At 71.5% G+C, this 23,134-nt stretch carries 19 protein-coding genes; 9 read left to right on the plus strand and 10 right to left on the minus strand.

Going from position 1 to position 23,134, the window contains the following annotated elements; genetic code table 11:
• Positions 1 to 8: 8 nt before the first annotated feature.
• Positions 9 to 599 carry a DNA-3-methyladenine glycosylase I gene (locus tag B4K29_RS09925; RefSeq protein ID WP_286961393.1) on the plus strand — a complete coding sequence of 197 codons (591 nt, stop codon included), beginning with the start codon at positions 9 to 11 and terminating at the stop codon, positions 597 to 599.
• 54 nt (positions 600 to 653) lie between these two features.
• Positions 654 to 1,067, plus strand: a complete 414-nt coding sequence (locus tag B4K29_RS09930; RefSeq protein ID WP_286961394.1) for a MerR family transcriptional regulator — start codon at positions 654 to 656, stop codon at positions 1,065 to 1,067.
• Positions 1,068 to 1,106: 39 nt separating this feature from the next.
• Here the strand turns inward: B4K29_RS09930 and B4K29_RS09935 are convergent, their stop codons facing one another.
• The 5 genes from B4K29_RS09935 to B4K29_RS09955 all read right to left on the minus strand — a co-directional run bounded on the left by B4K29_RS09935 (position 1,107) and on the right by B4K29_RS09955 (position 8,341).
• Positions 1,107 to 1,775, minus strand: a complete 669-nt coding sequence (locus B4K29_RS09935) for a serine O-acetyltransferase (RefSeq protein ID WP_029211496.1) — start codon at positions 1,773 to 1,775, stop codon at positions 1,107 to 1,109.
• A 181-nt stretch (positions 1,776 to 1,956) separates the two neighbouring features.
• Complete coding sequence (locus tag B4K29_RS09940; protein ID WP_286959100.1) at positions 1,957 to 3,792, minus strand: AMP-dependent synthetase/ligase; 1,836 nt, start codon at positions 3,790 to 3,792, stop codon at positions 1,957 to 1,959.
• A 79-nt stretch (positions 3,793 to 3,871) separates the two neighbouring features.
• A complete protein-coding gene (gene gdhA, locus B4K29_RS09945) occupies positions 3,872 to 5,224 on the minus strand; it encodes an NADP-specific glutamate dehydrogenase (protein ID WP_019285082.1) in 1,353 nt (450 codons plus the stop codon).
• 114 nt (positions 5,225 to 5,338) lie between these two features.
• Positions 5,339 to 7,474 carry a calcineurin-like phosphoesterase family protein gene (locus B4K29_RS09950; protein WP_286967191.1) on the minus strand — a complete coding sequence of 712 codons (2,136 nt, stop codon included), beginning with the start codon at positions 7,472 to 7,474 and terminating at the stop codon, positions 5,339 to 5,341.
• Positions 7,475 to 7,516: 42 nt separating this feature from the next.
• Positions 7,517 to 8,341 (minus strand): SIR2 family NAD-dependent protein deacylase, encoded by an 825-nt coding sequence (locus B4K29_RS09955; protein ID WP_286967192.1) that lies wholly within the window; start codon positions 8,339 to 8,341, stop codon positions 7,517 to 7,519.
• 127 nt (positions 8,342 to 8,468) lie between these two features.
• Here B4K29_RS09955 and B4K29_RS09960 point away from each other — a divergent pair, with 127 nt between their 5' ends.
• Positions 8,469 to 9,539: a glycerophosphodiester phosphodiesterase family protein gene (locus B4K29_RS09960; protein ID WP_286967194.1), complete on the plus strand. Its 1,071-nt coding sequence runs from the start codon at positions 8,469 to 8,471 to the stop codon at positions 9,537 to 9,539.
• 1,283 nt (positions 9,540 to 10,822) lie between these two features.
• Here B4K29_RS09960 and B4K29_RS09965 read toward each other — a convergent pair.
• Entirely contained in the window at positions 10,823 to 12,025 is a 1,203-nt protein-coding gene (locus tag B4K29_RS09965) for an MFS transporter (protein ID WP_286967195.1), read from the minus strand.
• Positions 12,026 to 12,144: 119 nt separating this feature from the next.
• Here B4K29_RS09965 and B4K29_RS09970 point away from each other — a divergent pair, with 119 nt between their 5' ends.
• Positions 12,145 to 13,842, plus strand: a complete 1,698-nt coding sequence (locus B4K29_RS09970; RefSeq protein ID WP_286967196.1) for a sodium:solute symporter family protein — start codon at positions 12,145 to 12,147, stop codon at positions 13,840 to 13,842.
• Positions 13,843 to 13,852: 10 nt separating this feature from the next.
• Complete coding sequence (locus tag B4K29_RS09975) at positions 13,853 to 14,161, plus strand: hypothetical protein (RefSeq protein ID WP_286967198.1); 309 nt, start codon at positions 13,853 to 13,855, stop codon at positions 14,159 to 14,161.
• 121 nt (positions 14,162 to 14,282) lie between these two features.
• Here B4K29_RS09975 and nagA read toward each other — a convergent pair whose 3' ends face one another.
• From nagA to B4K29_RS09990, 3 genes are read right to left on the minus strand one after another with little or no spacing between them, the layout of a single operon-like run.
• The gene (nagA, locus tag B4K29_RS09980) at positions 14,283 to 15,428 is read right to left on the minus strand and encodes an N-acetylglucosamine-6-phosphate deacetylase (RefSeq protein ID WP_029211506.1); all 1,146 of its coding nucleotides are present in this window, start codon (positions 15,426 to 15,428) and stop codon (positions 14,283 to 14,285) included.
• Positions 15,425 to 16,684, minus strand: coding sequence for a PTS transporter subunit EIIC (locus B4K29_RS09985; RefSeq protein WP_019285093.1), 1,260 nt, complete (start codon positions 16,682 to 16,684; stop codon positions 15,425 to 15,427). Before B4K29_RS09985 ends, nagA begins: the two co-directional genes overlap by 4 nt.
• 44 nt (positions 16,685 to 16,728) lie before the next feature.
• Complete coding sequence (locus B4K29_RS09990) at positions 16,729 to 17,460, minus strand: GntR family transcriptional regulator (RefSeq protein WP_029211508.1); 732 nt, start codon at positions 17,458 to 17,460, stop codon at positions 16,729 to 16,731.
• A 132-nt stretch (positions 17,461 to 17,592) separates the two neighbouring features.
• On the opposite strand from B4K29_RS09990, the gene B4K29_RS09995 reads away from it, so the two are divergent.
• Genes B4K29_RS09995 through B4K29_RS10010 form a run of 4 tightly spaced genes read left to right on the plus strand, consistent with a single transcriptional unit; the run spans position 17,593 to position 19,994 of the window.
• A complete protein-coding gene (locus B4K29_RS09995) occupies positions 17,593 to 18,663 on the plus strand; it encodes an SIS domain-containing protein (protein ID WP_239265796.1) in 1,071 nt (356 codons plus the stop codon).
• Positions 18,664 to 18,682: 19 nt separating this feature from the next.
• Positions 18,683 to 18,913: a glucose PTS transporter subunit EIIB gene (locus B4K29_RS10000; RefSeq protein ID WP_019285096.1), complete on the plus strand. Its 231-nt coding sequence runs from the start codon at positions 18,683 to 18,685 to the stop codon at positions 18,911 to 18,913.
• Positions 18,910 to 19,359, plus strand: a complete 450-nt coding sequence (locus B4K29_RS10005; protein ID WP_029211510.1) for a PTS sugar transporter subunit IIA — start codon at positions 18,910 to 18,912, stop codon at positions 19,357 to 19,359. The genes B4K29_RS10000 and B4K29_RS10005 overlap by 4 nt, the downstream gene beginning before the upstream one ends.
• Positions 19,347 to 19,994: an HAD family hydrolase gene (locus B4K29_RS10010; protein ID WP_239265798.1), complete on the plus strand. Its 648-nt coding sequence runs from the start codon at positions 19,347 to 19,349 to the stop codon at positions 19,992 to 19,994. Before B4K29_RS10005 ends, B4K29_RS10010 begins: the two co-directional genes overlap by 13 nt.
• An 83-nt stretch (positions 19,995 to 20,077) precedes the next feature.
• Here the strand turns inward: B4K29_RS10010 and B4K29_RS10015 are convergent, their stop codons facing one another.
• On the minus strand, positions 20,078 to 23,077 hold the full coding sequence (locus B4K29_RS10015) for a S8 family peptidase (protein ID WP_286967199.1): 3,000 nt from the start codon (positions 23,075 to 23,077) through the stop codon (positions 20,078 to 20,080).
• Between the last annotated feature and the right edge of the window lie 57 nt (positions 23,078 to 23,134).

A 23,134-nucleotide genomic window follows, 5' to 3' on the forward strand; every position in this document is an offset into this window, starting at 1 on the left:
GAGAGTCGTTGAGCGAGATCGTGATCGGTGAGGACGGCCTGGCGCGCCCGCCGTGGGCGGCCACCGACCCGCTGCTGCGCGACTACTACGACACCGAGTGGGGGATGCCGGTCCGCGACGAGCGCGGGGTCTTCGAGCGGCTGAGCCTCGAGGCCTTCCAGTCCGGCCTCTCGTGGTCGACGATCCTGCGCAAGCGACCGGCGTTCCGCAGCGCTTTCGCGGACTTCGACCCCGACACGGTCGCGGCCTACGGCGAGAGCGACGTCGAACGGCTGATGGGCGACGCCGGGATCGTCCGCAACCGCCGCAAGGTCGAGGCGACCATCACCAACGCCCGCGCCACCGTCACCCTGCGCGCGGAGGGCGGGCTGGCCGAGCTCGTCTGGGCCCACCGGCCGGCCTCCACCCCCGCCCCGCGCACCCTGGCCGAGCTCCCCACGACGACACCGGAGTCCCTGGCCCTGTCGAAGGCCTTGAAGCGCAAGGGATTCACCTTCGTCGGACCCACGACGATGCACGCGCTGATGGAGGCCATCGGCATCGTCGACACCCACCTGGTCGACAGCCACCGCCGGGGATCGTCGGGGGTCTGGGGCTGACGACGGCTAGGATTCCTAGCCAGCCACCCTGCCAGCCACGTCCCGGAGTCCTCGATGCTGATCTCGCCCCTGTCCGGGCCTGTCCCCGACCGTCCCCTGCACATCGGGGACGTCGCCGACCTCACGGGGCTCAGCCTGCGGTCCATCCGGCACTACGAGGACCTGGGGCTCGTGACGCCCCGCGGACGCACCAACGGCGGCTTCCGCATCTATGGCGCCGAGGCCGTCGAGCGGCTGCGGCTGGTGATGGACCTCAAGATCATCGGCCTCCCGCTGGAGCGCATCCGCCCGATCGTCGACGCCTGCCTCGCGCTGGAGAACGGCGAGGGCACCGACGACGACGTGGCCACCGTCGCCGAGTGCCGGTCGGACGTCACGACGGCGCTGGCCGAGATCGAGCAGCGGCTGTCGGCGGCCAAGCACCTGGGTCAGCGCCTCGGACAGGCCACGGCTCGCGCCAAGGCCTGACGTCCTGATCGGATCGGCGCCCGCGCGAGCGGCCCGGGATCAGGAGGCGCGCGGCGTCGCGGCCAGCCGGTCCGGGCCGGTCACGACGCCCTTGGGCAGCACGGCCTTGCCCCCGGCCGGCACGTCCTCGGTGACCAGGGCGTTGGCGCCCACCCGAGCACCGGCACCCACGTCGACCGGTCCGACGACCACGGCGCCCGCGCCGAGGGAGACGCCGTCCCCGATCGTCGGCACGTTGCGGGCCTGGTCCTCGACGTCGTCGCGGTGCAGGCCGATCGTGACGTTCTGCCGCAGCGTGACGTCGTCACCGATCACCGCGTCGCGGTGCACGACGATGCCGCTCTGGTGGGCGACCCGGACGCGACGACCGAGGCTCACCTCGGCCGGGATCTCGATGCCGTAGACGGACCGGGCCACCCACTGCCCCGCACGAGCGGCGCGACCCACCGGTCCTCGCGCCCATCGCGGGGCCTCCGCGGAGGCCGCCCACCGGGCCAGCCGCTGCGACGCGACGGCCTGGAATCCCGGCGACGAGATGCCGTCGTTGCGCTGTCGGTCCTCGCGCAGGACGTCGACGATCGGGTGACGGCGGGCGAGCCACTCGACCCAGCGGCGCTCGGCGGGGACACGGGCATCGGAGGCGATGGGCTCGGCCGGCTGGGGCTGGGGTGCGTCCCACGGGGGCCGGAAGGCGTTGGACCGGGTCACGGCGGTGGCTCCTAGGCGGTGGACGGCGGGCATGACGACAGCCCCAACCCTACCCTTACGTGAGGGTAGGGTTGGGGTCAGGCCGCAGATGCGGAGACACCTCACAGGTTGGCAGCGCCAGACGGGGGCCGCGATCACCCTGCGGCATACGTCATGGCACTGCGTGTCGCCGCGCGGGCCGTCAGCCGCGGCGGTAGAGCGCGTCGATCTGGTCGGCGAACTGCGAGGTGACCGCACCCCGGCGCAGCTTCATCGTGGGGGTGATGTGCCCACCCTCCTCGGTCAGCTCAACCGGCAGGATGCCGAAGCGGGCGATCCGCTCGGCGTGGGACACCGTCGCGTTGGCGGCATCGACCGCGCGCTGCAGCTCTGCCCGCAGGGCCGGGTCGTCCACCAGCTCGGCGACGGGCACCTCGGGGCGTCCCTGGTCGCGCAGCCACTCGGCGACCGCCTCCTCGTCGAGGGTGATCAGCACCCCGATCGCGGGCCGGGCGTCGCCCACCACCACGGCCTGTGACACGAGCCGGTGGGAGCGGATGACGTCCTCGAGGGGTGCGGGCGAGACGTTCTTGCCGGAGTCGGTGACGATGATCTCCTTGACCCGACCCGTGATGTGGACGTAGCCGTCCTCGTCGATGCGGGCGAGGTCGCCGGTGCGGAACCATCCGTCACTGTCGAGCACGTCGGCGGTGGCCTCGGGGTTGTGCCAGTAGCCGCGGAAGACGTGGCGGCCCCGGACGAGCAGCTCGCCCTTGGCGTCGACCCGGGCGTCGTAGGTGGGGAGCGGCCGCCCCACGGACCCGATGCGCATCTCGGCCGCGGTGTTGACCGTCGCCGCGCCCGTCGTCTCGGTGAGGCCATAGCCCTCGAGCACGGTCACGCCGATGCCGTGGAAGTAGTGGCCGAGCCGCTCCCCCAGGGGCGCGCCCCCGCTCACGACATACCGCACCCGCCCGCCGAAGAGCTCGCGGATCTTGGCGTAGACGAGGCGGTCGAACACTGCGTGCTGCGCCGCCAGGATCGGGCCGACGCGGCCGGCCTCGCGCGCCTTGCTCCAGCGGATCGCCGTCGCGGTGGCCGCGTCGAAGATGCGACCCTTGCCGTCCTTGGTGGCCTTGCGCTGCGCGCCGTCGTAGATGCGCTCGAAGATGCGCGGCACGGCGACCGTGAAGGTCGGGCGCAGCGTGGCGAGGTCGAGGGTGACGCGGCCGGGGTCGCTGTGGCCGACGGTGGTGCCGTCGAGCAGGAAGGCCACCTCCATGAGCCGCCCCAGCACGTGCGCCATCGGCAGGAAGAACAGGCAGCAGGCGTCCTCGCCGTCGAACAGCTCGGGCAGCCGCCCGACCGCCAGCTCCGCCTCGCGCAGGAGGTTGTCGTGCGTCAGCTCGCACCCCTTGGGGCGCCCGGTCGTGCCGGAGGTGTAGATCAAGGTGGCGACGTCGTCGCGGGTGAGCGCCTCGCGGCGACGGTCCAGCTCGGCGTCCTCGACCGCGGCCGCGCGGGTCCCGAGGGAGTCCAGGCTCGTCGCGCCGTCGGCGTCGTCGATGCTCCAGCGGTGGACCAGGTCGGGCAGCCGTGACGCGATCTGCTCGACCATCGCGACCCCGTCACGACCCTCGACCACGACACCCACCGCGCCGGAGTCCTCAAGGATCCACTCCAGCTGCGGGGCCGACGACGAGTCGTAGACCGCGACCGGGATCGCCCCTGCGGTCCACAGCGCGACGTCGACGACCATCCACTCGTAGCGGGTGCGGCTCATGATCGCGACGCGGTCCCCCGGCTGCACCCCCGCGGCGACGAATCCCTTGGCCAGCTGGGCGATCTCGGCCGCCAGCTGGGTGGCCGTGACCGGGTGCCACTCCTTGCCCCGGCGCCTGCGGGCCACCACCTTGGCGGGGGTGCGGCGGGCGACCTCGGGCGCGACGGCGGCGAGGTTGGCGGGCGGGGAGGCCTGCCACCAGCGGTGGGACGACGGTGCTGCAGCGGGGCGGCTGGGCGTGGTGGGGGTGGTCACGGCGCCCACCGTACCGGCTCGCCCGCCTCCCGGCGGGCCCGCGGGAAGGACTGGGCGGCCCAGCGACCTGATGGCCGGGTCAGATGACGCCGAGGGACAGCATGGCGTCCGCGACCTTGACGAAGCCGGCGATGTTGGCGCCCTTGACGAAGTCGCCGGGGACGCCATACTCCTCGGCCGTCATCGCGCAGGTGCCGAAGACGCCCGACATGATGTCCCGCAGCCGCTGCTCGGTGTGCTCGAAGGTCCACGAGTCGCGGGAGGCGTTCTGCTGCATCTCGAGCGCGCTGACGGCGACGCCGCCGCAGTTGGACGCCTTGCCGGGGGCGAAGAGCACACCCGCCTCCTGCAGGGCGGCGGTCGCGTCCGGCGTCGTCGGCATGTTGGCGCCCTCCGCCACGACCCGGCAGTGGTTGCGGATCAGGGCCTTGGCGCCGGCGAGGGGCAGCTCGTTCTGGGTGGCGCACGGCAGGGCCACGTCGCAGGGCACGTCCCAGATCGAGCCGTCCGAGACGTGGTGAGCGCTCGACCGACCCTCGGCATACACGCTGATCCGTGCTCGTCGGGCCTCCTTGAGGTCCTTCATGACCTCGATGTCGATGCCGTCCTCGTCGACGACGTAGCCGCCGGAGTCGCTCATGGCGACCACGACCCCGCCGAGCTGCTCGACCTTCTGCGCGGCGTAGATCGCGACGTTGCCCGAGCCGGACACGACCACCCGCATCCCCTCGAAGGCGGCCTTGCGCATCGCCAGCATCTGCTCGGCGAAGAAGACGGTGCCGTAGCCCGTGGCCTCGGTGCGGGTCTGCGCGCCGCCCCAGGTGAGGCCCTTGCCGGTCAGCACCCCGGCCTCGTAGCGGTTGGTGATCCGCTTGTACTGCCCGAAGAGGTAGCCGATCTCGCGGCCACCGACCCCGATGTCGCCCGCCGGGACGTCGGTGTACTCCCCGATGTGGCGGTAGAGCTCGGTCATGAACGACTGGCAGAAGCGCATGACCTCGCCGTCGGAGCGGCCCTTGGGGTCGAAGTCCGAGCCGCCCTTGCCGCCGCCGATCGGCAGCCCCGTCAGGGAGTTCTTGAAGACCTGCTCGAAGCCCAGGAACTTGACGATCCCGAGGTAGACGCTGGGGTGGAAGCGCAGCCCGCCCTTGTAGGGGCCGAGCGCGGAGTTGAACTCGACGCGGAAGCCGCGGTTGACCTGCACGCGGCCGTGGTCGTCGACCCACGGCACGCGGAAGATGATCTGCCGCTCGGGCTCGGCGAGGCGCTCGAGGATGCTCGCGTCGACGTAGTCCGGACGGCGCTCCAGCACGGGCCCGAGGCTGACGAGGACCTCGTCGACGGCCTGGTGGAACTCGACCTCGCCAGGGTTGCGGCGCAGGATCGTCTCGCGGACGGTCTCGAGGCGGGAGGGCAGCTGGGGCGCGGTCATCTGGGGTCCCTCTCGGTCGTCGGGTGTCCCCGCAATCCTAGAGGTGCCGTATGCCGGCCCGCCCGCCGTGACGGGGTCACGGCGGGCGGGCGCGGTTGCGGCACAGCGGGATCGTCAGCCGCCGGTGGTGAACAGCTCCTTGCGGAACTCCATCTGCGGGCGCTTCTCGACGACCTCGAAGCTGATGGTCTCGGTGAAGCGACGACCGAGCCGGTCGGTCGCCGTCACCTCCGCCCGGTGGACGCCGACCGAGAGGTTGGCCGGCAGCGGGAGGCGCCACAGGTGCGACATACGGTCCGCGATGTTGTTGCCGGGACGGGCCGCACCCGGACCGTACTTCGAGCCGCGGTAGAGCTCGTAGCCCTGGGAACGGGGGTCACCCGAGGTGCTCTGCTGGGCGTAGCGGTTGACGCTCAGCTGGCGGGTCGCGGCGTAGGGGTCGGCCCACTCGGCTCCGACGCGGTACTCCTCCCCACGGGCCTGCTGGGTGCGCTGGGCCGGCGCCTTGGCGCCCCCGTCGATCGACACCTCGACCTTGGAGCCGGTGGTGCCGTTCCAGACGTTGGCGGTCAGGTAGCTGCCACCGGCCAGGTCCTGCGGGGTCACCAGGTGCGGGTCGCCGAGGTCGTTGTAGCTGAGGGGCGGGACGAGGTCCTTGGCCGACGGCGGGTTGGCCTGGCGCCACTGGGACAGCGTCGTGAACCAGCTCCGCCAGTGCGGCGAGTTGATGCCGAGCGCCATCTGCTTCTGCTCCGGCTCGCCGGTCACCACGAAGGTCTCGCGGAACTCGTTGCCCTTCATGTCCAGGACCAGGTGACCGGGCCGGCCGCCGTCACGCTGGGTCGCCATCGGCAGGCCGTCGACGTCCAGGTCGCCGGAGTACCAGTCGCCCGAGAGCGCGCCGGCGACGATGTGCGGGAACGGCAGCGTGGAGACGCCCGCGGCCTTCTGCCAGGGGCCGTAGGAGTCACCCGCGCGCATGTTCTCCAGCGAGTGGGTGTGGCCCGACAGCGACAGCGCCTTGCGACCCTCGAGGAGCTTCCAGATCTCCTTGACGTTGTCGGTGCTGTGGATGGGGCTGGTCATGTCGGCGAAGCTCACGAGCGGGATGCGGCTGGCCAGGACGACCTGGTAGTCCTTGGGCGTGTTGGCCAGGTCGTTCTTGAGCCACTGCAGCTGCTCGTCGGTGAGGCGGCCGTTGTAGACGGGCTTGGCCGGGTCGTCGCACGAGGGGCGCTTGCCGTCAGCGTTGTCCGTGGCCTTCTTGCAGGGGAAGACCACGTTGTCGAGCCCGACGAAGTGGGTCTTGCCCACGTCGTAGGAGAAGTAGGCCGGACCCATCTGCTGGCGGAAGGTGTCGAAGGAGTCCTTGTCGTCCGTCGCGTCGTAGTCCAGGTCGTGGTTGCCCGGCACGAAGCGCAGGGGCGCGTCGATCTGGCCGGCCGCCTCCTTGATGCGGGGGTAAAGACCGAGGTCGTCGCCGGCGACGTCGCCGAGGAACAGGACGCCGCACGAGCCCAGGTCACCGCGGTCGGCCAGGTGCTTGAGGCCGCCGGCGCGGCCGTAGCCGATCTCGCGGCCGGAGTAGGTCTGCAGGTCCCCGGCGGCGACGCAGCGCTGCGTGTCGGCGGCCGTGGCCTTGGACGGCGCGAGCGGGAAGTTGACCATCGACGGCAGCGGGCCGGAGGGCTCGATCCCGCCGAAGCGCAGCTTCTGCTGGGTCCCCTTGGGGGCGTGGTTGTAGGCGAACTGGGCCACGTTGTTGCTGTCGACGGGGACCTGGTAGCCCGACGGCTGGGTGATGAAGACGGTCATCTTGTCCCGGACCGGGAGCTCGTAGCGACCCTGGGCGTCGGTCCGGACGACGTCGATGCCGTTGCTGACCTTGACCCCGGCGACGCCCTTGTCCTTGGCCTGCCAGGCGCTGTCCTTGTCCTTGTCCTCGAAGACGACGCCGCGCAGGACGGGCTCGCCCTCGGCGTTGGTGGTGGGCGTCCTGGCGCCGACGTCGCGGACGACCTGGACCTTGCCGACGAACCGGTCGAACGCGGCCTTCGGCTGGGGAGCGGCCGGGGCCTGGGCGACGGCCGGCTCGTCAGCGGCGATGCTGACGGCGAGTGCGGTGGCCGGCACGAGGCCGACGACGACGGCGAGAGCGATGGGTGTGCGGCGAGACATCATCACGAGCTCCTCGGGGAGGGTGCTGCTGCGGGGTGAGCGCTGGTGCGCCACAGCAACGTTCACCGTCACACGTGAACCTCAGGAGGCCGTGCGATGACGACCTGGCGGACGTCAGGCGAGGACGGCGGCCACCACTGCGGGGAGCGCGCGGGCGGCGGTCTCCCGCCATACCTCGTCGACGGCGTCGCTCAGCTCGGTGGGCGCGGGGTTGATCTCGACGACGGGGATCCCGCGGGCGCGGGCCAGGTGCGGCAGGCCGGCCGCGGGGTGGACGAGACCCGAGGTGCCGACGACCAGCACCAGGTCGCACTCCTCGACCGCCTCCTCCGCCCGCGACATCGGCGCGGTCGGCAGCATCTCGCCGAACCACACGACGCCGGGCCGCAGCAGCCCGCCGCAGCGGGTGCAGGTCGGCGGGTCGAGTCGCTCCACCGGGGCGGGTGGCACGGGCGGTTCCTCGTATGGCGCCTCCCCGCAGTCCGCGCACCGCGTCGCGAACAGGCTGCCGTGCACGTGGGCGAGCACGGCGCTGCCCGCGCGCTCGTGCAGGTCGTCGACGTTCTGGGTGACGACGCGGACCTGCGTGGCGGTCTCGTCGGCCCAGGTCGCGAGCGCCCGGTGCCCCGCGTTGGGCTCGACGCCTCGGACGAGGGCGGCCCGCCAGCGATACCACGCCCACACGAGCGCCGGGTCAGCCTCCCACGCCTCGGGGGTGGCCAGCTGCATCGGGTCGAACCGCGCCCACAGGCCCGACTGCGCGTCGCGGAAGGTCGGGATGCCGCTCTCGGCGCTCATGCCCGCGCCCGTCAGGACCGTGACCCGCCTCGCGGCACGGGCGGCCTGCAGGATCCCCGCCGGCACGGGAACGTGCTCGTGCTCGTGCTCGTGCCCATCCTCGTCAGGATCGGCGTCGACGTGCTTCGGTCGATGGTCCATGGCTTCATCCTCCCCCTGACGTTCAACCGGTGATGGGCGGGAGGTCATCGGCGAGACCTAGCGTCGTGCGCACCAGGCAGGACCCGTCGAGCGAGCAGCGCGCTCGCCATACCTCGCAGGAGCCCTCGTGAGCCTCACCCGCACCGCCGCGGCAACCCTCGCCACCCTCGCCCTGGCCGGCCTCGCCGCGCCGTCCGCCACCGCCCAGCCGTCCGCCAAGCCGAAGCCCAAGCCCGCCAAGGCCTTCGACCTGCAGGCCCACCGAGGCGGGCTCGGCCTCACGACCGAGGAGTCGCCGGAGGCCTTCGCGAAGGCGCTCGAGCTGGGCGTCGCCACCCTCGAGCTCGACACCCAGGTCACCCGCGACCTCAAGGTCGTCGTCACCCACGACCGCCAGGTGTCCGGCGTGAAGTGTGCGGACACGGCACCGGTGCGGGCCGGCGACCCGCAGTTCCCGTACGTCGGCAAGTTCATCAAGGACCTGACGCTGGCCCAGGTCAAGACGCTCAACTGCGGCTACCAGCAGCTGCCCGACCACCCCCGCCAGGAGGTGGTCTGGGGCAACCGGCTCGCCGAGCTGCGCGACGTGTTCGCCGTGGTGCGGGAGCACAAGGCCAAGAGGGTCATGATGAACATCGAGACCAAGGTCGAGGCGGGCGCCCCCGAGCAGACGATGGAGCGCAACCTCTTCGTCCGGACTGTGTATGGCGAGATCCGGCGCTCCGGCCTGAAGAAGCAGGTCACGGTGCAGAGCTTCGACTGGGGCGCGCTCAAGGTCATGCACAGCCTCGACCGCTCGCTGCCCGTCGTGGCGCTGACCAACTACGACTTCCTGCAGGTCGGGAAGCCGGGGGCCTCGCCGTGGCTGGGCGGCATCGACGCGGACGACTTCGGCGGCGACTTCGTGGCGGCCGCTGCGTCGATCCCGGGGGTGACGACCCTCTCCCCCAACTACGGCTTCCCGCAGGACGGCAAGGTCGGCGAGCCCGGCTTCCGGCTGTATGCCGACCGCGCCATGACGGACGCGGCCCATGCGCGCGGGCTCAAGGTCGTGCCGTGGACCGTCGACGACCCCGCGACGATGCAGACGCTGATCGACAACGGCGTGGACGGCTTCATCACGAACTACCCCGACCTGGGGCGTCGCGTGATGGCGCTGAACGGGCTGCGCCTGCCACGCCCCTATCCCTCCCGCTGACCTCGCCGACCGCTCGCTGCACATCGGGGCTACTTCTGGTGGTCATGGTCACCAGAAGTAGCCCCGATGTCATGGCATCGGGTGAAAAGGGTGCATCAGCGCCCCGGCGTCCACAGCGAGACGCGGATCGGACCGCGGGATCCACAGGTGCTGGCCGGCCAGGTGCGCCGCCCGGCGGCATCGGTCAGGCTGCGCTCATGCGCGAGCTCCCGCAGTCGGTCACCACCCTCGTCAGACGGCGTGGGGGCATCGTGACGCGTGCCGAGCTACTCGCGGCAGGGTTGTCGGACAACGCGATCCGTTGGCGGCGGCAGCAATGGGTCACCGTCTTTGCCGGCATCTACGCCGTCTCCGCTGCTCCCGGCACAGACCCACGGGACCTGCCGCTCATGAGCCGTGTCTGGGCAGGCCTGCTCCATGCGGGCGAGGGCGCCCTGGTCGCCGGCAGGGCGGCCGCACGCCTGGAGGGGTTGATCGGGGAGGAGCCCCGGGTCATCGACATCTCCGTCCCCCGCAATCGGCGGGTGCGGTCGCGAGCGGGGTGGCGCTTCGTGCGCAGGCGCCCGGGGGTCCTGCTGGACCCTCGCCCGGGACACCCACCGCGGCAGCGCGTGGAGGACACCGTGCTCGACCTCTCCGCGGCGTCCACGAACGTCGACGGATGCATGTCACCTCTGCTCGACGCGGTCCAACGAGGGAGGACGACGGCAGACCTCCTCCGTCACCGACTCACGCTGCGGACGCGACACCCCCATCGGCAGCTCCTTCACGCGCTGCTGGACGACATGGCGTCAGGGACCACGACGCACCTGGAGCTGCGATACGCCCGAGACGTCGAGTCTGCCCATGGCCTTCCCGTGGCTCGGCGCCAGGCCAGGCAGGACGGGACCGGCGCGATCTGCGATGTCGAGTACGACGGGTTCGACGTCCTCGTGGAGCTGGACGGGCGCAAAGGTCATGTCGGGGACGGGCGCTTCCGAGACATGGATCGCGACAACGCTCACACGGTGCTGGGCAAGGCGACTCTCCGCTATGGCTGGCGCCAGGTGGCGACCGTTCCGTGCACGGTGGCCGCACAGGTGGCGACAGCCCTCCAGCGTCGCGGCTGGACCGGTGAGACGGGCCGGTGCTCTCGGTGTCGCGAGGCCGCCGACGAGGCAGCATGAGGCTTCCACCGAAGATCGGGGCCACTCCTGGTGGTCATAGCCACCAGAAGTAGCCCCGATCTTTGAGTGTGGGGGCGCGGGGGTGACGGGGGTCGCGGGGGTGATGGGTGAGGGGGGTCAGGTGGTGGCGGGGGCGGTCTCGGGGGCGCGCACCCATGGCACGGCCGCCAGCAGGGTGATCGCCCCCGCCATCGCGAACGCCCAGCCGTAGCCGTAGTGGTCGACGATCAGGCCCGCGAGGACCGGCCCGACGATCGTGCCGGCGTCCTGCACCATCTGGAAGCTCGCGAGCGCCTCGCCCGCCGAGCGCTCGTTGCCCACCACGTCGGCGACGGCGGCCTGCTGCGCGGGGTTGAACAGCCCGGCCCCGGCCCCCGCCAGCAGGGACACGGCGAAGAGCAGCCACAGCGAGCCGGTGACCCCGACGAGCATGGTGAAGATCCCGTTGACCACGAGCCCGGCGATCACGAGGGGGCGGCGGCCCCGCAGGTCCGTCATACGGCCGGCGACGGTGAGGGCGGCGGCGTTGCCGGCGGCGAACACCGCGAGCGCGAGCCCCGCGACCGCGGGAGAGGTGCCGAGCGCGGCGACGGCGAACAACGGCAGGATCGCCACGCGCATGCCGAAGTTGGACCACCCGTTGGCGAAGCCGGCCCCGAGGATCGCGCGATAGGTCGGGTGCGCCCAGGCCTCGCGCAGCGTCATCGGCGGCAGCGGCACCGAGCCGGGCGCGGGCCGCAACGATGCGCCGGAGAGGAACACCGCGACGACGCCGGACGCGATGACGAGGGTGACGGCATACACGATGAACGGCACGCGATAGCCCAGGCCGGCCAGCGCCCCACCGACGACCGGGCCGAGGATGTTGCCGGTCAGGAAGGCCGACGCGTAGGCCGACGAGACCCGCCCGCGCAGCGTCGGCGGTGCGAGGCGCACGATCAGCGCCGCCGCCGACACGGTGAACATCGTCGAGCCGATGCCGCCGAGCGCGCGAAAGACCAACAGCTGCCAGTAGGTCCCCGCGAAGGCGCACGCCCCCGTCGACACCGCCACGATGAGCAGGCCGACCAGATAGACGGGGCGCTCCCCGAGCCGGCCGACGAGGCGCCCACCGACGGGCGCGAACACCAGCCGCATCAGCGCGAACGAGCTGACGACGACCGACGCGGCCGTCACGCCCACGTCGAAGGACCGGGCATAGGCGGGGAGGACGGGCGCGATCAGGCCGAAGCCGAGCGCGATGACCAGGGCCGCCGCGACGAGGACCCAGATCTCACGGGGGATGCGCGCCCCTGCGGGCGGCGGCGCGAGCGATGACATGGCCTGCCCAGTATGACGGTTCGGCCACAGTGCGAGTGCCACGATCGGCCCGGAGGGCGGTCACCGCGAGGCGGGAGTAGTGTCCCGCCGTACCTTTCCACCGACGTAAGGGTGGTCCCATGACCGCACTAGCACCGGCAGCGATGGTCGCCAAGGAGACCCTGATCAATGCGACCTGGGTCGACTACCTCCTGATCGCGCTGTACTTCCTGTTCGTCCTGGGCATCGGCTTCGCCGCGCGCCGCCAGGTCTCCAGCTCCATGGACTTCTTCCTGTCCGGCCGCTCGCTCCCCGCGTGGGTGACCGGCCTGGCCTTCATCTCGGCCAACCTCGGTGCCGTCGAGATCATGGGCATGAGCGCCACCGGCGCCGAGATGGGCATGCCGACCTTCCACTACTTCTGGATCGGTGCCATCCCGGCGATGCTGTTCCTCGGCGTCGTGATGATGCCGTTCTACTACGGCTCCAAGGTGCGGTCGGTCCCGGAGTTCATGCTCCGCCGCTTCGGCCCGGGTGCGCACCTGGTCAACGCGATCTCGTTCGCGCTGGCGCAGCTGCTGATCGCGGGCGTCAACCTGCTCCTGCTCGCCCGCATCGTCGAGGCGCTGCTGGGCTGGCCGCAGTGGGTGTCCCTGATCGTGGCCGCCGTGATCGTGCTGTCCTACATCACCTTCGGTGGCCTGTCGGCCGCGATCTACAACGAGGTGCTGCAGTTCTTCGTGATCGTGGCGGCGCTGCTGCCGCTGACGCTGATCGGTCTGCACCGCGTCGGCGGGTGGAACGGTTTCACCGAGAAGGTCACGGCCTCGCCCGGTGGCGGCGAGCAGCTGTCCTCCTGGCCGGGTCAGGCCCTGTCGGGCTTCGACAGCCCGATCCTGTCGGTCGTCGGCATCATCTTCGGCCTCGGCTTCGTGCTGTCCTTCGGCTACTGGACGACCAACTTCGTCGAGGTGCAGCGCGCGATGGCGTCCAACTCCATCACCGCGGCCCGCAAGACACCGATCATCGGCGCCTTCCCCAAGATGTTCATCCCGTTCATCGTCATCCTGCCCGGCATGGTGGCGGCGGTCCTGGTCGGCGAGATCAAGACCCTCAAGGGTGGCGGCGAGACGACGGCGACCTACAACGACGCGCTGCTCCTTCTGATGCGCGACGTGCTCCCCAACGGTCTGCTCGGCCTGGCGATCGCGGGTCTGCTCGCGGCGTTCATGGCCGGCATGGCCGCCAACATCTCGGCCTTCAACACGGTGTTCAGCTACGACCTGTGGCAGGAGTACGCCGTCAAGGACAAGCCGGACGAGTACTACCTGCGCGTCGGCCGTCTGGCCACCGTCGCGGCGACCGTCATCGCGGTGTTCACCGCCAGCATCGCGGGCCAGTTCGGCAACGTCATGGAGTACCTCCAGACGCTGTTCGGCTTCTTCAACGCCCCGCTGTTCGCGACGTTCATCCTCGGCATGTTCTGGAAGCGCATGTCCGCGACCGCCGGCTGGGCGGGCCTCGTGGCCGGCACCGTCTCGGCGATCGGCCTCTGGTACGCCTCGAAGTTCGGTGGTGCCTTCGAGATGGCGGGGCAGGGCCTGGCCTTCCTCGCGGCCTCGACGGCGTTCGTCGTCGACATCGTCGTGAGCGTCGTCGTCACGATGTTTACCAAGCCCAAGCCGCGGGAGTCCCTCGTCGGCCTGGTCTACTCCGAGACGCCGAAGGAGAGCCTGACCGACGCGGACGCGGCGTCGCTGCCGCTCCTGGCGCGCCCGGTGCCGCTGGCCGGCCTGGCTCTCGTCCTCGTCATCATCCTCAACACGATCTTCGCCTGAGGAGGCACCGATGAGCTCCAGCACCAGCACCTCAGCCGCTCGCCCGGGCAAGGGAAGGCACAAGGCGGGCGCGTTCGACATCCGCAACTTCATCGGCTACCTGCTCGGCCTCTACGGCCTGGTCCTCACCCTGATGGGACTCTTCGGGGACAAGGAGCTCGACAAGACCGGTGGCGTCAACGCTAACCTGTGGACGGGCCTCGCCCTGCTGGTCGTCGCCTGCTGCTTCATGGCGTGGGCGCGGCTGCGGCCGATCGTGGTCCCGGACTACGTCGACACCGACGACGCCGAGGACACCGGTCGCCCGGCGGGTCACTGACGCCGGGCTGACACCGGATCCTGCACCCAGTCTCACGCTCGAGCCCGTATGACGAAGGGCCGGTCACCGCATCACGGTGACCGGCCCTTCCCGCGCCTGGGGTAGGAACATCGGCCCGGGGTCAGTCCCCGAGCGGGATCCCGGCGCGGACCACGGTGGTGACCTGCAGGTCGGCGTCGAGAGCCACCAGGTCGGCCCGCTTGTCCGGCTCGAGCGTGCCGCGGTCGTCCAGCCCCAGCACCCGGGCCGGGTTGGCCGTCGCGGCGGCGAGCGCCACCTCCAGCGGGACGCCGGCGACGTGCACCGCGTAGCGGACGGCCCGGTCGAGCGTGAGCGTGCTGCCGGCGATGGCGCCGTTGGTGACGAGCCGCGCGACGCCGTCGATGACCTCGACGCCGAGGGGCCCGAGCAGGTACTCACCGTCCGGTGCCCCCGCCGCCGCCATCGCGTCGGTGACGAGCACGAGCCGCTCGGGGCAGGTGTCGGCGGCGTGACGCACCATCGCCGGGTGCACGTGGATGCCGTCGCAGATCACCTCGACCGCCACGCGGGGATCCGTGAGCGAGGCGCCGATGATGCCGGGCTCGCGGTGGTGCAGCGGCCGCATCGCGTTGAACAGGTGCGTCGCCACCGTCGCCCCAGCATCCATCGCGTCGAGCGCGATGTCGTAGGTCGCGTCCGAGTGGCCGATCGCCGCCACGACGCCGCGCCCCACGACGGTGCGGACCGCGTCGAGGCCGCCCTCCAGCTCGGGTGCCAGCGTGACCATCCGGACGGTGCCGGGATGGGAGCCGAGCAGGCGGTCGAGGTCTGCCCGGGTCGGGGGCACGAGCTTGTCGGGGTCGTGCGCGCCCTTGTGGCAGCGGCTCAGCCACGGCCCCTCGAGGTGCACGCCCACCAGCTCGCCGTCCGCCACCAGCGGCGCGAGCACCCCCACCAGCCGGGCGAGCTCGTCGATCGTGTCGGTGACCAGGCTCGCCATCATCGTGGTCGTCCCGTGCGCGAGGTGCGTGGCGATCACCTGGCGTGCGGCGTCCTGGGTGCCATCGGTGTATGCCGCACCGCCGCCTCCGTGGCTGTGCGCGTCGACGAAGCCCGGCGCGAGGAGCACGTCCCCGAGGTCCAGCCAGTCCTCTGCGTCGGGACCGGCCCCGGGTGCGGGCGGTTCGGCATACGACACCTCGACGATCGTGTCCCCCTGGACGCGCACCCACCCGGGGCCGGTGATGCCCCGGGTGGTGAGCAGACGCTGCGCGGTGAGGATCATCGGCGGGCGTCGGAGTCGAGCACGCCGCTCTCCTCGCCCTCGTCCTCGCGGCCGGGGGTCTTGAGGTTCCACTTGCGGATGACGAACCGGAAGAGGACGTAGTACAGCGCGGCGTAGCCGAGCCCGATGGGCACGAGCAACCAGGGGTTGGTGGCGATGCCGAGGTTGAGCCCGAAGTCGATGGCGCCGGCGGAGAAGCCGAACCCGTCCTTGATGCCCAGGGCGTTGACCAGGGCCAGCGAGGTGCCGGTCAGGACGGCGTGGATCACGTAGAGCGGCCAGGCGACGAACATGAAGGCGAACTCGAGCGGCTCGGTCACGCCGGTGAGGAAGGCGGTCAGCGCGGCCGAGAGCATGATGCCGCCGGTGACCTTCTTGGCGGCCGGCTTGGCCTCCTGCCAGATGGCGATCGCCGCTGCGGGCAGGGCGAACATCATGATCGGGAAGAAGCCGGTCATGAAGGCGCCGGCCGTCTTGTCGCCGGCCAGGAAGCGGGCGATGTCGCCGTGCACGACCTTGCCCGAGGCGGCGGTGTAGTCGCCGAGGATGAACCACGGCACGGAGTTGAGGATGTGGTGCAGGCCAAGCGGGATCAGGAGGCGGTTGAGCGTGCCGTAGACGAAGCCGCCGAGGATCGTGTTCTTGGCGACCCACTCACCGACGGAGGTGAGCCCGGTGTTGAAGGCGGGGTAGATGAACGCGGTGAGCACGGCCAGCAGCAGGGCGGCGAAGGCCGTCACGATCGGCACGAAGCGTCGGCCGCCGAAGAACGCGAGGTAGGGCGGCAGGGAGATGCGGTAGTACCGCTGCCACAGCCAGCCGGCGAGCAGACCGATCAGGATGCCGCCGAGCACGCCGTAGTTTATCAGCGCAGGCTTCTCGCCCGCCTTGGTGGGCTGGTCGAGGACCAGGAGCGACATGGCGTCGCCCACGCCCTTGAAGACGAGGTAGCCGATCACGGCGGCGAGGGCCGTCGAGCCGTCGGCCTTCTTGGCCCAGCCGATGGCCACGCCGACGGCGAAGATCAGCGGGAGGTTGGCGAACAGTGCGTCACCGGCCGCCGCGATGACGGGGGCGACCTGGGTCCACCCGGCGCCGTCGGCCCCGAGCATGTCGGGCTGGCCGAGGCGCAGCAGGATGGCCGCGGCGGGCAGGGCGGCGATCGGCAGCATGAGGCTGCGACCGAGCTTCTGGGCGGCGGCCAGGCCCTTGCGCTCTCGGGGCGCCGACGCCGTCGTCGTGCTGGTGGTGCTCATCGGATGTTCCTCTCGGGGGTGCGGGGTGGTGCGGCGCGACGGCGTCAGGGCGTCATCGTGCGGTCGAGCGTCATGTGCACCTGGTAGCGGTCTCCGCGGTACCAGCTGCGTACGCGCTCGATCGGCCGGTCCCCGGAGCGGGAGAGCCGGTCGAAGATCATGACGGGGGCGGTGGTGGACACCCCGAGGTGGCGGGCGGCGGACTGGGCCTGGTCGGCCCAGGCGGTCTGCTCGGCCGTGTCGACGGTCAGGGAGTACTCGTGGGCGAACACGTCGTAGAGCGAGCCGGTCAGGTCGTGCTGGTCGAGGCCGGGGAGCAGGTCCGCGGGGTGCCAGGCCCGCTCGAAGGCCATGGGTTCGTCGTCGGCGAGCCGCACCCGCTGGACGAGCCAGGCCGGCACGCCCGCCTCGAGACGCAGGTCCCCGGCCACCTCGCCGGGCAGCTCCTCGAGGCTGATCCCGACGAGCCGGGTCGAGGGGGTCAGCCCCCGGCGGCGCATGTCCTGGGTGAACGACGCCAGGTGCAGGTGGGACTGGACGCGGGGCCGGGTCACGAAGGTCCCCTTGCCCTGGATGCGGTGCAGGACGCCGTCGGCGATGAGCCCCTCGATCGCCCGGCGCACCGTGGCCCGGCTGACGTCGTAGGCCGTCATGAGCTCCCGCTCGGACGGGATGGCGTCGTCCGGCCCGAGGGTGCGCACCCGGCCCGCGAGGGCCTCGCGGAGCTGGACGTGCTTGGGGACGGGGCCGTCGGAGAGGCGGGTGCGCGGTGGCATCGGGGTCCTCTCGTCCGGCAGTGTGGTGCATACTGGTCCGTACCAGTACGGACCTGTAGGATCCACCTCGTCGCCATCGCTGTCAACGCGCCCAACCGTGCCGATGCCGACTCGTGACTCGAAGGAGACGTCATGATCGAGAGCCAGATGCTGCGCGAGATCCACGAGCAGCCCGCCGCCGCCACGCGCACCATCGAGGCGCTGGTGCCGATGCGTCCCGAGATCGCCGCCCTCGCCGAGGGCCGGCGCCACGTCCTGTTCGCGGCGCGCGGCTCCAGCGACAACGCCGGCCTCTACGGCCGCTACCTGCTGGAGACGTATGCCGGGCGTCCCGCCGCGATGCTGGCACCGAGCGTGTTCACGCACTACCAGGCGACCGTCGACCTGTCCGACACGCTCGTCGTCACCGTCAGCCAGTCCGGAAGCACCCAGGAGCTGGTCGAGACCCAGGCGCTGGTGCGCGCGCAGGGCGCTGCGACGGTCGCCATCACCAACGTCGCCGACTCCCCCCTCGCGGCCGAGGCCGACCTCGCCCTCGTCACCCAGGCCGGTCCCGAGCTCGCCGTCCCCGCGACCAAGACCTATCTCGGCCAGACCATCGCCATGGCCGTCCTCGCCACCGCGCTCTCGCCCACCCCGACGACGCTCGACGCCGAGCTCGCCGAGCTCCCCCGGCGCATCGCGCAGGTCATCGAGGCCGGCGCCGGCGTGGACGAGGCCGCGTGCGCCCTGGCCGAGGCCATGGGCCCCACGATCGTCACGGGCCGCGGCCTGCTGCTCGGCACGGCGCTCGAGACGGCGCTCAAGATCGAGGAGACCTGCCTGCGCCCGGTGCGCGGCTACTCCTACGCCGACCTGCGGCACGGGCCGATCGCCGTCGTCCGTCCGGGCGCGGTGGCGGTGCTCGTCTGCGCCCAGGACGGCCCGCTCACCGGTCCGATGACCGAGCTCGCCGGAGCGCTGGCCGAGCGTGGCGCCACCGTGATCGGCATCGGTGGGGACGACGAGTTCGTCCGGGCCTGCGGGTTGCACGTGCCGGCACCCGCCGCACCTGAGACGCTGGCCCCCATCGGCACCATCGTCCCCGCCCAGCTCGTCGTCGAACGCCTCGCCGCCCGGCTGGACCTGGACCCCGACAGCCCGCGCGGGCTCGCCAAGGTCACCCAGACCGAAGCAGACTCGTCCTCCGACGACCGCGCGTGATCCCGAAAGGACCCCTGACATGACCAAGGCCGAGCAGATCCTGGCCGCTCTCGGCGGCGCCGGCAACATCGTCGAGATCGAGCCGTGCATCACGCGCCTGCGCACCGAGGTCAAGGACCCCTCCGTGGTCGACCAGGCCGCCCTCAAGGCCGCCGGCGCGCACGGCGTCGTCGCCGCCGGCACGGTCGTGCAGGTCGTCGTCGGCCCCGAGGCCGACAACCTCGCCGAGGACATCGAGGACCTGCTGTGACGGACGTCCTCAGCCCGGCGACCGGCACCATCCGGCCGCTGGCAGAGGCCCCCGACCCGGTCTTCGCCGCCGAGATGGTCGGCCCCGGCCTGGCCGTCGACCCGGCGCGCGAGCCGCAGACCGCCGTCGCGCCGATCTCCGGCACCATCGCCAAGCTGCACCCCCACGCGTTCGCCATCGCCGGGGACGGGATCGCGGTGCTCGTCCACCTGGGCATCGACACCGTCCAGCTCGGCGGCGAGGGCTTCGAGGTCCTCGCCACCGAGGGCGCCCACGTCGACGCCGGCGCCGCCGTGGTCCGCTGGGATCCCACCACCGTCGAGGCGGGCGACCGCTCCCCCATCGTCATGGTGTGCGTCCTGGACCAGCTGGCCGGCGCCGTGCCGACCGACCGCGCCGGATCGCCGGTCGCCGTGGGCGAGACGCTGCTGACGTGGCCGAGCTGAGGCGACCCGCCGCGCTGCTGCTCGACCTCGACGGCACGCTCGTCGACTCCGAGCCCGTGCACCGCGAGGCCTACCGGCGCTTCTTCCGCGCCCGCGGGTGGGAGCACGACGACGCGCTGCTCTCGCTGTTCACCGGTCGCCGCGCGGACGACGTCTTTGCCAGCACCCCGGGCCCCTGGTCCGCCGAGGACCCGACCGCCCTCTTCCACGAGGTCGTGTCGCACCACCCCCACGACCTGCTCCCCGAGCCGGTCGCCGGGGCACGGGAGCTCGTCGACGACGCCTGCGCCCGCGGCATCCCGTGCGTGCTCGTCACCTCGGCCGGCCGTCGCTGGGCGGTCGCCGCGCTCGAGCTCCTCGGCGGCTCCGAGCGGTTCGCGGCGATGGTGACCCGCGAGGACGTCACCGAGGGCAAGCCGGCGCCCGACGGCTACCTCCTCGCCATACGCACCCTCGGGGTCCGCGCCGAGGACTGCCTGGTCGCCGAGGACACCCCAGCCGGCGTCCGGGCCGGGCGAGCCGCGGGCGTCGGGACCGTCGTCGGCGTCACCACCAGCTTCTCGGCCGAGGCGCTCCGCGAGGCGGGCGCCGACGTCGTGCTGCCCGACCTGAACGGTCTCACCTCCCCGGCCTGACCAGAGCAGAGCAGGTATGCCGAAGGGCCCGCCCCCTCCTCGCGGAGGTGACGGGCCCTCGTCGGTGACTCAGCGGGCTGAGGTCACTTGGGGTCCAGGCTGACCAAGACGTCCTTGACCGTGGCCGCGCCGTTGCCGAGGGAGATCGCACCGAAGTAGTGCTGCCCCGCGGTCAGGCCCTTCCAGGCGGCCGTGACGGTGGTCGGTCGGGCCATCGTGACGGACTGGGTGGCCGGGGTCGCCGTGAGGTTGCCCTCGGCCTTGTCGCCCAGCACGAACGAGTGCTGCTTGATCGCGAGCGAGTCCGCACCGGCGAAGAGCTTGGCCTCGACGGTGTAGGTGCCGGCCGCCGGGTTCATCAGCGTGACCTGCTCCTGGGCCGTGGCCTCGCCGCTGTTGCCGATCTCCTTGCCGTCCTTCTTGACCACGAGGTCGATGTCGACACCCTGCGGGTAGTCGGCGTCGAAGGTCGCGAAGCGGGCGGCCTTGGTGCCGGCCGGCACCTGGACGGTCGTCGTGAGGACGGCGCCCTTGGCGACGGTGCCGGTGCTGACCTGCGACGGGATCGCGCCGGCGGGCTTGGCGGTCAGGGTGCCCGAGTAGCCGGGCGTGACCTTGATGACCTCGGAGCCGGACGTGGCCGCGCTCTTGATCTCGCTGGTGCTGGCGGCCAGGGCCACCGGGCGGATCGCGAGCGGGCTGCGGACGACCTGGCCGCGGTTGCCCTGCCAGGTCAGCGCGCCGAAGCCGTACTGGTTCATCTGCGCCGCGCTGCGGGTGAAGGTGACCGTGAACTTCTTGGTCTCACCCGGCTTGACGGTGATGGTCGACGGCGAGACGGAGACCTTGACGCCGGTCGGCTGCTGGACGCGAGCCTTGTAGGTCGCGGTCTTGCTCTCGACGTTGCGCACGTAGCGCGTGACCGTCTGCGAGCCGGCGAGGTCGCCGACCGCGATGCTCGGGTAGTTGAGGTCGCTCGGGTCGATGGTGCCGACCCGGTCGCAGGTGCCGGGCGCCTGCACGAGCTCGAGCTGCTTGATCCCGCAGAGGTACATCAGCCAGTCGGGCGAGTAGGAGTCGTAGACCAGGCCCGGGTTGAGGGCCTGGGCCGGACGGACGTGACCGGAGCCCATGTCGAGCGGGGTGGCGTTCTCGCCCGAGCGCTGGATCGGCTGACCCTTGTCGTCGAGCGGGGACGCGGTCGTCATCATCGCGGACTTCACGGCCATCGGGGACCAGGTCCACTCGGGGTGGGCCTGCTTGATGAGCGCGGCGATGCCGGCGATGTGCGGGGCCGACATCGAGGTGCCGGACATGGAGTTGAAGTTGTTGTGACCGTCGGCCTTGGGCGAGACGGCGGCGATGATGTCGACGCCCGGGGCGGTGATGTCGGGCTTGAGCAGGTCACCACCACCGGCCAGGGACGGGCCGTATGACGAGAAGCCCGCCATCTCGGGGTTGCGCGCGGCGGGGTCGAGGTAGGGGTCGCCCAGCGTCGCGGTGGGGTTGGCGTCGGCGTTGACGTAGGTCTTGACCTTGGCGCCGTCCGTGGCCGACAGGTGGATCATCGGCACCGGCGTGAAGTCGGCGTTGAGCGACTGGTTGTCCGCGGTGTTGACCTGGATCATGCCGATGCCGCCGGCGGCCTTGACCGCCTCACCCTTGTCGACGCGGGCGTTGCCGCCGCGCGTGCACAGGACGATCTTGCCCTTGATCTTGGCGGGGTCGAGGACGGGCGTGATGCCGTTGCCGTGGTTGTCGTCGACGTCGGAGTAGCAGTACTTGACCTTGGTCGCGTCCGCGCCCGGCAGGCCGGCCTTCTCGGAGTCGATGACGGCCGCGGGGCCGATCTTGCCGCCGGTGCCGACACCGGTGTAGGTCTGGCCGTTGCCGAGCGTGACCTTCTTGCTGACGGCCTTGGGCGCCGTGCTGGCGGCGACCGTCATCTCCCACGGGGAGTTGTGCGCGACCGACGACTCGCCCACGGTGTCACCGGAGTTGCCGGCCGACGCGGAGACGAAGACGCCGGCGTCGGCGGCGTTGAAGAACGCGATCTCGTCCGGCGTCACGGAGTAGACGCTGGAGCCCGACACCGAGTAGTTGATGACGTCGACGCCGTCCGCGACCGCCTGGTCGATGGCGGCCACGAGGTCGACCGTGGCGCCGCTCGCGCGGCCGTCAGGGGTCGCCCACAGGGCCTTGTACGCCGCGATGCGGGCGGCAGGCGCCATACCGGAGATCTTGCCGACCGAGATGCCGTTGATCGAGGCCGGGACCCCGTAGTTGCCGGCGGCGGTCCCCGCGGTGTGGGTGCCGTGGTCGTTGTAGCCGCGCGGGGTCTTGAACTCGAAGGGCTCGACCGTCGAGGCGCTGTAGTAGGCACGCGCGCCGATGAGCTTGTTGTTGCAGGTGACCTTGTTGGGTCCGGTGCCGCCGTCGCAGACGCCGTTCCAGTTCTGGTCGATGCGCCACTGGTCGGTCGGGTTGGCGAGCGGGGCGAAGGACGGGTTCTCGGGCCAGATGCCCGAGTCGATGACGCCGATGATCATGCCGGAGCCGGAGTTGGCGTTGCCGCCGAACTGCTTCTGCCACACGCCGTTCGGGCCGTCGAGGCCCAGGAACTGCGGCGTGGTGTTGGTGTCCATCGTGCGGATCTCGTTCTTCCACACGCGCACGACGTCGCCGGACTTCTCCAGCTTGGCCGCCTGAGCCGGCGTGAGGCGCACGGCCATGCCGTTGAAGGACGTGGTGTAGTCGCGCGTCTTGGCCGAGGCGGGGACCCCCGCGGCCTTGAGCGTGTCGGTGTGGTCGGCCTTGAGGTGCTGGGCGTAGCGCTGCCCCGCGCTGGACCGGACCTTGACCTTCTTGCCCTTGCCGGGCTTGGTGGCGGGGATCCCCTCGACCCCACCGGTGTATGTGGCGAGCGGCGCGCCCGCGACCTGGACGATGTAGAGCTCTGCAGAACCCTGGCCTGCGGCGTTGGCCGGCGCGCCGGCGATCGCCAGCGGGCCGAACGCGACGGCTGCAGCAGCCGCCGAGACGATGACCGGTCTCCCTCGACCGGTCCATGGGTGCTTGTGCACGGTTCCTCCCAGAGATGGCGTGCGACCGACGTTGGTCGCTTCGCGAGCGTATGACGC

The organism is Arsenicicoccus sp. UBA6765 (assembly GCF_002453335.1).
GTDB classification, from domain to species: Bacteria; Actinomycetota; Actinomycetes; order Actinomycetales; family Dermatophilaceae; genus Arsenicicoccus; species Arsenicicoccus bolidensis.